This is a genomic window from Fructilactobacillus sanfranciscensis DSM 20451 (genome assembly GCF_001436035.1).
GTDB lineage: Bacteria > Bacillota > Bacilli > Lactobacillales > Lactobacillaceae > Fructilactobacillus > Fructilactobacillus sanfranciscensis.
In genome coordinates, this window is sequence record NZ_AYYM01000028.1 from 1 (window position 1) to 8,693 (window position 8,693).

9 protein-coding genes are annotated in these 8,693 nt (G+C 33.5%); 8 read left to right on the forward strand and 1 reads right to left on the reverse strand.

Annotated elements, in window-relative coordinates:
• The first annotated feature begins 35 nt into the window (after positions 1-35).
• The gene (locus FD36_RS05690) at positions 36-1,013 is read left to right on the forward strand and encodes a tetratricopeptide repeat protein (RefSeq protein WP_056958678.1); all 978 of its coding nucleotides are present in this window, start codon (positions 36-38) and stop codon (positions 1,011-1,013) included.
• Between the two features lie 38 nt (positions 1,014-1,051).
• Here the strand turns inward: FD36_RS05690 and FD36_RS05695 are convergent, their stop codons facing one another.
• A complete protein-coding gene (locus FD36_RS05695) occupies positions 1,052-2,074 on the reverse strand; it encodes an acyltransferase (RefSeq protein ID WP_056958680.1) in 1,023 nt (340 codons plus the stop codon).
• 163 nt (positions 2,075-2,237) lie between these two features.
• Between FD36_RS05695 and FD36_RS05700 the strand changes: the two genes are divergently transcribed.
• The 7 genes from FD36_RS05700 (at position 2,238) to yjeM (ending at position 8,657) form a co-directional block, all read left to right on the forward strand.
• Complete coding sequence (locus FD36_RS05700) at positions 2,238-3,236, forward strand: NAD(P)-dependent oxidoreductase (RefSeq protein ID WP_056958682.1); 999 nt, start codon at positions 2,238-2,240, stop codon at positions 3,234-3,236.
• A 139-nt stretch (positions 3,237-3,375) separates the two neighbouring features.
• Positions 3,376-3,768: an NAD(P)-dependent oxidoreductase gene (locus tag FD36_RS05705; protein WP_235803516.1), complete on the forward strand. Its 393-nt coding sequence runs from the start codon at positions 3,376-3,378 to the stop codon at positions 3,766-3,768.
• A gap of 9 nt (positions 3,769-3,777) precedes the next feature.
• Positions 3,778-4,383: a nitroreductase family protein gene (locus FD36_RS05710; RefSeq protein ID WP_056958684.1), complete on the forward strand. Its 606-nt coding sequence runs from the start codon at positions 3,778-3,780 to the stop codon at positions 4,381-4,383.
• A 15-nt stretch (positions 4,384-4,398) separates the two neighbouring features.
• Positions 4,399-4,623: a hypothetical protein gene (locus FD36_RS05715; RefSeq protein ID WP_056958686.1), complete on the forward strand. Its 225-nt coding sequence runs from the start codon at positions 4,399-4,401 to the stop codon at positions 4,621-4,623.
• Between the two features lie 92 nt (positions 4,624-4,715).
• On the forward strand, positions 4,716-6,515 hold the full coding sequence (locus FD36_RS05720; RefSeq protein ID WP_056958688.1) for a hypothetical protein: 1,800 nt from the start codon (positions 4,716-4,718) through the stop codon (positions 6,513-6,515).
• 100 nt (positions 6,516-6,615) lie between these two features.
• The gene (locus tag FD36_RS05725) at positions 6,616-7,143 is read left to right on the forward strand and encodes a methylated-DNA--[protein]-cysteine S-methyltransferase (RefSeq protein ID WP_014082468.1); all 528 of its coding nucleotides are present in this window, start codon (positions 6,616-6,618) and stop codon (positions 7,141-7,143) included.
• A 35-nt stretch (positions 7,144-7,178) separates the two neighbouring features.
• Positions 7,179-8,657, forward strand: a complete 1,479-nt coding sequence (gene yjeM, locus FD36_RS05730) for a glutamate/gamma-aminobutyrate family transporter YjeM (protein WP_056958690.1) — start codon at positions 7,179-7,181, stop codon at positions 8,655-8,657.
• Positions 8,658-8,693 lie beyond the last annotated feature (36 nt).

An 8,693-nucleotide genomic window follows, 5' to 3' on the forward strand; every position in this document is an offset into this window, starting at 1 on the left:
CAAGATTCTTGACGCTACCTAGGAGAATTTAATATATGAAAAAATGGATGTTGTATACGATTGGTACAATTTTTATTGTAGGAATAATTGGTGGGTTTTTCATAAATCACGAAATTAATGCATCAACTTATAATAGTAGCATGAAAAATGGACGTACTGAAATCCGTAAAAGTCAATATAATGCAGCACAAACTAATTTTCAAAGAGCAGCTAAAATCAAGCCTGATTCAATGGAAGTCAACAATTTGTTGAGTCAAACCAGCAAGTTTGTTGCTGGTGAGAACAAATTTAAAGATTATGATTTTAATGAAGCTGCATCTGATTTTAATGATGTATTAAATTATGACCAAGGTTCATCAGTACTTGAAAGCAGAGCAAAAGTAGAATTAAAAGTGCTTAAGCAAGTTTCCAAAAATGTTAATCGTTTGAAAAAGATTTATAATCAAGCTTTAGAGCAAAATAAAGCAAAAGAATTTACAGCTTCAAATAATACATTAGATGATATTTTTGATGATGATTTATCAAGCAATGCCTTCTATGCTGATATTGTTAAAGAGGCAAAGAAACTTAAAGCTGCAAATGATGATCGCGTTGTTTTAAGTAAATTCAAAGCTAAGAAGATTTCATCTACTGATAATAAGAAAAAGAAAACAAAGAAAACTAAAAAAATCACTAAAGCACCTAAAGAAACAACCGCTGCAATTCATGAAGTTAATAAATCTGTAGTTCCAACTGTTAATAATAGTTCAAATAATTCTAATGATGGTAGTTCTGACAGTACTAGTAAACAAGTGTCTAACTCTCAGACATCAACTACTAATTCTTCAAGTACTAATGCACCAGCTAGAAGCTATCAACCTGCAGCACCAGCTCCAGAAAATCATAATCCTGCTTCAAACAATAAACCAGACAATGGCGGTTCTACCCCACAAGGTAACAGTGGTCAGGCTCCATCTACTCCACCAACTGACTCACAAGGGAATGCACCTTCTACGGTTACTCCTTCAAATTAGAACAAAAAAATCATCCGAATTTTTCGGATGATTTTTTATTATGGCATAACAATTTTTAAAAATTTGTTTTTTTTCATGAAATAAATTATAATTCCGCAGATTATATAAGCAACTAGTGGCATAACCCAAATATAAATAAATCCTTTAGTAGAAACTGGAAAAATTAGAGTAAACCACAAAAAGAAGAGTGGATGTAAAATATAAAATCCTAAGCTAGTTGAGGACAACTTAGCAATGAAATTCTGATGGAGTGTAAAAAAGTTATATTTTTCTGATAGTTGTTTTAGGAAAATATAAAGTCCAATACAGTAGAAAAATACGAAATGTGAGTTAATTAATAAATCATGTTTAATCTTTAAAATGGGAGCTAAAACTAAAACAATAAGACTTATTAAACCTAAAATTTTTATTAAAGTTAATTGTTTTTGATTAAAATAATTAACTTTGATGAGATAACCCATTATGAAAAAGCCAATGTATACGGAAATGAACGGATTGATTTGGATGGAAGTTTGTGGCATGAATTGGCCATATTTAGTAAGACCAGCCAGAAAATTAAAAAAGAAATTTCCAAAAAAATTTAAAAAGACAATATAAAATAAAATGTTTTTATATTTGTCAGCTAGGTAAGCCAAAATTGGAGTCGTCAAATATAAAAGGATAATTGCATAAAAGAACCAAAAAATATTAAAGATATTATTATTAGCAAAACTAATTAAAAAATCAGAAATGCTAGGATTTGGATGGGGAATTGGCCCTGGAAAAGCATGAAAATTTATATCAAAGAGATACCAGGCAATGCTCCAAAAAACCAATGGAATTACAACTCGTTTAAACCTTTTGATGAAGAAAACCTTAGTATTGTATTTTTTTAAATAACCAATTAAGGTTGCCCCCGAATTCATAAAGAATAAAGAAACGGCAGGAATAAAAATAGCTTGAATGATTCCATTTTTTACAACTGAACCGTTAGATAACTGATACTGTGATGAATGCAGCATTAAAACCGCATAGATTGCTACTACATTGATAACATCAATATAGGTTAATCTTTTTTTCATATGAACACGTCCTTATGTAAATTTAAATTTTTCGTATTATAATTATCTCATTTTTATGGCTACTTTGCATTTTATATTTGCACAACTAAAACCTCTAATTCTTGCTAATCTTTATAAATCTAACCTATAATTGAAGTAAATTATGAAAATAGGGGATTTCAAAATGTTTAAAATAACAGTTTACAGTGTACGTGAAGTGGAAATCCCACTTTTTGAAAAATTAAATAAAGATAAATTTGAATTAAACCTCGTATCCGAACATCTATCGATTAAGAATGTTGCTAAAGCAGAAGGATCAGATGCTGTCTTAGTGAGTGGTGGCGATGATACTGGAAAAGATGTTTTAGAAAAAATCGCCAGTTATGGCGTTAAACTAGTTTATACCCGTTCCGTGGGAGTTGATCGTTATGATTTTGCGGCTGCCAATGAATTAGGCATTAAAGTAGCAAACGTCCCTAACTATTCACCACATTCAGTTGCTGAATTAGCGTTTATTTTAGGAATGACTTTATTCCGTCACGTAGCTCCAGCAACTTACAATACGCATATGGGTGATTTTCGAATTTTACCAGAATATTTTGCCAACGAAATTCACGATGCTACAGTGGGAATTATTGGTGCCGGTAACATTGGAACTGCCGAGGCTAAATTATACAAAGCCCTTGGAGCTAAAACATTAGCTTTCCAACGTCATCCCGATTCATCTAATGATGCGGTTGAATTTGTTGATATGGATACGTTACTAAAGGAATCAGATATCGTTTCCATTCATGTTCCTTACATTCCTGGGAAAACTGATAATTTAGTTGGTGCTCCAGAATTAGCTAAAATGAAATCATCAGCAATTTTAGTTAATACAGCACGGGGACCAGTGGTTGATAATGAAGCAGTTGCTCAAGCGGTTCGAGATTTTAAAATCGGCGGATATGGCACGGATGTCCTTCTCGACGAACAACATGTGATGGACAAACAATTTTATACTTTGGATGATGTTCCTAACCAAATCGATAAAGATTTAATGAAAAACTATCCTAATGTAATTGTGACTCCTCATATGGGCTTTTTCACAGTTCCAGCTGTTACTGATATGATTAGTACGAGTTTTGAAAACTTCAAGAGTACCATTAAAACGGGTAAACCAATTTATCCAGTTGAACGATAAGAGGCAAACTAATGACTAAAATTACAGCGTATAGTGTGAAAGACTTTGAAAAGCCTTTATATCAAAAATTAAACCAATACGATTTTGATTTACAACTTGTGACGAAACCACTTTACTAAAGCAATCAGATATTGTTTCGATTCATGTCCCTTACTTCCCTGGAGTAAATGACATGATGATTGGAGCAACTGAGATCGGTCGCATGAAGCCGGGCGCAATTTTGGTAAACACTGCTCGTGGTCCTTTGGTTGATACTGCTGCAGTGACCGCTGCCTTAGATGACGGCAGTCTTGGTGGATATGCGACTGATGTGATTGCTCATGGTAGGAATATTAGTGGAAAACAATTCGATAGTCTTGATGATTTAGGCGACCAAGATTTACTTGATTTAATGAAACACTATCCTAACGTCTTGGTTACTCCTCACATGGGTTATTTTACTGAACCAGCCACGGAAGACATGATTAGAATTAGTTTTGACAATTTCCATGATGCCATTACGACCGGTGCTACCAAAAATCAAGTTAAATAAGAGGTTAAAATGAACACACAATTATTAGATTTAATGAAAAAACGTCGCACCATTTATGAATTGGGTAAAGATGTTAAAATCTCACAGGCGGATTTATATGAATACATTAAAGAAGTTGTTCGTTATACACCGTCAGCTTTTAACAGCCAACCGGTTCGGGCAGTGGTTTTATTTAATGAACAACATGATCAACTTTGGGATTTGACGGGTGAAATCTTAAAAGAAAAGCTTGAACCAGATGCTTTTTTGCGGACGAAAGCCAAAATGGAAACCTTTAAGCAGTCCTTTGGCTCGATTTTATTCTTTACTGATATGGATGTCGTGAAAGCTTATGCAGATAATCCTAAAATTGCAACTTATCAATATGACGAGTATAACTGGTCAGAGCAGGTACAAGGAAATGCTCAATTTGCTGTCTGGACTGGCCTAGAAGAAAATGGATTGGGAGTTAATATCCAACACTATAATCCGTTGATTAGTGCAGCTGTTAAAGCCGAATTTAAACTTCCAAGTAGTTGGCAATTACGTGCTGAAATGAATTTTGGTTCAATTGAAGGTAATGCCAAAGATAAAGATTTTATTGATGACGAAACACGATTTAAATTGTTTCAATAAAACAGGAGTGATAAAATGACGGTCGAAGAAATTGATCAAAAATTAATAAAATTACGTAAGTTTGCTAATTTTGTGATTACGCCATTATTTGTGGTTTTAATTGCAGCCTATTTCATTCAGAAAAAGACAACTCCATTGGTAATTATTTTAGCGGTAGTAGCCTTACTGGTATACGTTCCGTATGGAATTATTGTTTGTTATTATGTTTTTAAGCGACGCAAATTACTAAAAAATCAATAGATAGAATACCTAATTCCAAATTTAATGGAGTTGGGTATTTTTTTAGTGTAGAATATTAATGTTGCAGATTTGGAAGAAAATGGGGCTGAAAAGTGAAAAAAGCATTACAAAATCAAAAAAACTGGTGGGCAATTGGAGTTATTTTAATTGCTGTTTTTAGTTTACTTTCAGTTCAGACCCTTTCAGGAAATGTCATTGTGGGATATGATACCTTTTTCCATTTCAATCGAATTTATGATACGGCCATGCAGTTTAAGCTGGGACGTTTTAGTTATTTCATGTCTAATTTTGGTTATTGTCAATCAGGCCAGATTGTAAATGCCGTTTATGGCCCATACATGGCTTATGGGTTAGGCTTGCTCTTGTTTTTAACTCATAGTTGGGTATGGTTTCAAATCATTTCTGGCTTTATTTTATTGTTTGTTGCCGGAATCGGTGCATATGCATTATTTAGACGTTTAAAAATTAACTATTGGTTAGCAACTTTTGGTGCAATTATTTTTCTTTCCCAGAATTTCATTACGTACTGGATGACTAGCTCCGCCTTTTTGGATTGGGGTTCAATGATGCTGCCATTCGCAGTCATGTTAGGACTTGATTTATTGACGGGTTCAGCCAAACGAATTCATGTGTCTTTAGCCCTAGTAGTTGCCATTTTAATTGAAATGCATATTCTGAGTGCTGTGATTACAGTTTTAATGTTAATTCCATTTTTCTTAGTGGGTGTGGTTCGCTCAAACGAAAAGAATAAATACTTAATTAAAATCGGGGAAAATATTGGTCTAACATGTTTCTTGTGTGCAAACTATTTTGCAGCCTTCTTCAATGTGTTTGGACAAAATAATTTAATTGCACCTTTTAGAGTTCAATCATTGCAAACGGGTGGAATGCAATTAATTAATAATACTTTATTGCAAAATGGAGTTGGAATCGTTTTTATCATCGTTATCATTGCACAAGTAATTTTTATTTTATTTAATTTAAAGCGCAGTAATTTAAATATGATGATTACAACCGTCGGATTAGCCTTCTTTGCCATTTCTTCAGAATATTTTCCCTGGGATTATTGGGGAAAAGTGTTCCCGTGTTTTCGAGATTTCTTACAATTTCCTTCTCGTTTTTATGCAGTTGCTGCCATTCTCTTGTTAACTGGATTTTTATTATCAATTAATCAATTTGTGCAACAAGTGCAATTCAAATCAGTAAAAACAGCTTATTTTGTGTTTGTAAGTTTATTAACCTTCGTTTCAGTTTTTATTGGCATGATGAATATTCAAAAACAGTTGAGTAATAATTGGAACTTGGATAATATTGCACCTCAATCAGGCGTTTACGCCCAGCATTTAAGACCATATGGCTATTATCCTAAACAAGTTAGCAACGAAGGAATTCGCAAAGATTTCCAAGGAGCAAAATTGGATGCACCGTTGCGAGACTCAATTCGAGCTAATACTGATTATTTGCCTAATCATACAAAACTTCGCCAGCCACATGATTTACAAAGTGATTACCAAAAACAAATTACTTATAACGAGGATGAATTTAAAAAACAAGTTCAACCTAACGGGAGTATGGAAGTTAGCTGGGAAAGTAAGCAGAGAACAATGACGATGATTCCAGTAGTTGCTTATCATGATACTCAGATTAATTTAAATGGTCATCAGTTGAAATATGCACATAGATTGGTGGAAAAAAACGATGATCTTAATCATTATCATCTTTCTAAAATCGGTGGAATCATGGTTCCATCTAGAGCTGGGTCCAATAAATTGAATGTAAAATATGAAGCCCCATTTTATGTAAAATTGGCTTTGATTGTTTCACTCATGAGTTGGTCGATCTGTATTCTTTATCTTATTTATCGAGGTTTAAAATTAATATTTAATAATTAGATGAAAGGATTGTCAGTTTGTCTGGCAATTCTTTTTAATTTAAGTTTTAAAAATATGCTAAAATAGAATTTATCTGTAAGTCGAAAGGGGAATTGTACAAATGCAAAGAATTTATTGGGATGCAATCAACGTTGACGGTCGCAAAGTTTTTTATACTGTCACTAAAAAAGGATTGAATTTCGTTAGTTCTCCAGAAATGGGCGTATCACAAATCCTAGATTTTTATCCCTTAACTCAATTTGAATATGTACATGCTCATCGAGAAACTGATCACTATCGAAAAGAATTGAAAAAGTACCTAAAGGGTAAACTTACTCAATTTGTGTTCAATCTTGATTATTTTGTTGATGGAACGCCCCAACAAGAGGAAGTCTGGCAAAGCATCACTAAAATTCCATATGGAAAAACTCTGAGTTTGGCAGATTTGGCTCAACAACTACACCAATCATCTGAAGAGGTGGTTAGTGCTATGAAAGCTTGTCCAATTTGGTTAGCTGTTCCAATGCATCGAGTCATCGAACGTGGTGATTCAGATGGCTTTAGAACGGATGCTGAAATGGATGAATATTTACGTAGTGTAGAAAAAAATCCCAAAACAGAGTTGAAAGAATTAATTAAAAAAGTATAATTACTGTTCAACTTTGAAAGGAAAAATTAAATTTTATGAAAAAACGTCAATTAACGCTACTGTCTTTAGTATTGATGGTTTTCACTTCCATCTTTAACTTTGTTAATATCCCGCGTGCTTTTTATTTAATGGGGTATGCAGCCATTATTTGGTATGTAATTGCGGCATTCTGTTTCTTTTTACCATTTGCCTTTATGGTGGCTGAAATGGGATCGGCATTTCCGAATGCAAAAGGTGGAATCTACACGTGGATGGCAAAAGCCGTTAATCCTAAGTTTGCTTTCGTTGGGATTGTGATGTGGTATACATCATTTATCTCATGGATGTTAAATACGAGTTCAATTATATGGATTCCAATTTCAACGGCCATTTTTGGGGTTGATAAAACCCAGAGTTGGCATTTATTTGGGCTAAGTGATGTCCAAACTTTAGGGGTTTTGGCTTCTTTATTGGTAATTTTGGTTACCTTTATCGCAAGTCGTGGATTAAGTAAGTTTAAGCTAATTACCTCAATTGGTGGTTCAGCCATGTTATTAGCCAGTTTTATTTTAATTGTTGGTGGAACAGTGATTTTAATTTTAAATGGTCACCCATTACAACCATTGAGTTTTGCTAGTCTAATTAAATCTCCAGATCCTCAATACGCTAGTGTAATTGGAACTTTGAGTTTCTCTGTTTTCGCAGTCTTTGCTTTTGGTGGAATTGAAATTATCAGTGGGTTAGTTGATCAAACTAAAAATCCACAAAAAACTTTCCCACGAGGTGTGGCAATTAGTGCCATTATGATTACGTTAGTTTATTGTTTAGGGATTTTTGTGACTGGTATGTTTACCAATTGGAATGAAGTTTTTAATGCGGCCAATGGATCACATGTTAATTTAGGAAATGAAGCTTTTATTGCAATGAATAATTTTGGTTATCAATTAGGATTAGCACTTAACTTTTCTCATCATGTTGCAACAGAGATGGGACTATGGACTGCTCGTTATATCGGTTTTTCAATGTTTTTAGCATTAATGGGGGCATTTACGACAGTTATCTTCTCACCAATTAAACAGTTGGTTGAAGGAACTCCCGAAAAGTTATGGCCTAAATTGATACGGAAAACAAAGCATGATTTACCAGTGAATGCCATGAAAATACAAGCTTTATTAGTAATTGCTTTTCTGTTGCTAGTTTCATTTGGTGGGAAAAATGCTAAATTATTTTTCCAAATTGTAATTTCGATGACTAACGTTGCAATGTCATTACCATATTTATTTATTGCGTATGCATACATGCAATTTAGAAAGAAAAACGATGTTGGAAGACCATTTACGTTCTTTAAAAAGGATAGTTCAGCTCAGTTAGCTTCAATTGTCGTTTTATTGACAGTTGGATTAGCGATTATCTTTACTTTGATTGCGCCAATCTTACAAGGGCAATTTATGAGCACTGTGTGGATGATAGTTGGACCAATTATTTTTGCAGGAGTAGCAATTTTAAGTTATCAGCATTATGAAAAAAACAATTAAAAAATGATTTACAAGCCTGATGGGCTACAATAAAGT

What these genes read in the sequence shown, in the direction of transcription:
- FD36_RS05690 (WP_056958678.1), top strand. Translation starts at nt 36, where the DNA reads ATGAAAAAATGGATGTTGTATACGATTGGTACAATTTTTATTGTAGGA.
- FD36_RS05695 (WP_056958680.1), bottom strand. Translation starts at nt 2,074, where the DNA reads ATGAAAAAAAGATTAACCTATATTGATGTTATCAATGTAGTAGCAATC.
- FD36_RS05700 (WP_056958682.1), top strand. Translation starts at nt 2,238, where the DNA reads ATGTTTAAAATAACAGTTTACAGTGTACGTGAAGTGGAAATCCCACTT.
- FD36_RS05710 (WP_056958684.1), top strand. Translation starts at nt 3,778, where the DNA reads ATGAACACACAATTATTAGATTTAATGAAAAAACGTCGCACCATTTAT.
- FD36_RS05715 (WP_056958686.1), top strand. Translation starts at nt 4,399, where the DNA reads ATGACGGTCGAAGAAATTGATCAAAAATTAATAAAATTACGTAAGTTT.
- FD36_RS05725 (WP_014082468.1), top strand. Translation starts at nt 6,616, where the DNA reads ATGCAAAGAATTTATTGGGATGCAATCAACGTTGACGGTCGCAAAGTT.
- yjeM (WP_056958690.1), top strand. Translation starts at nt 7,179, where the DNA reads ATGAAAAAACGTCAATTAACGCTACTGTCTTTAGTATTGATGGTTTTC.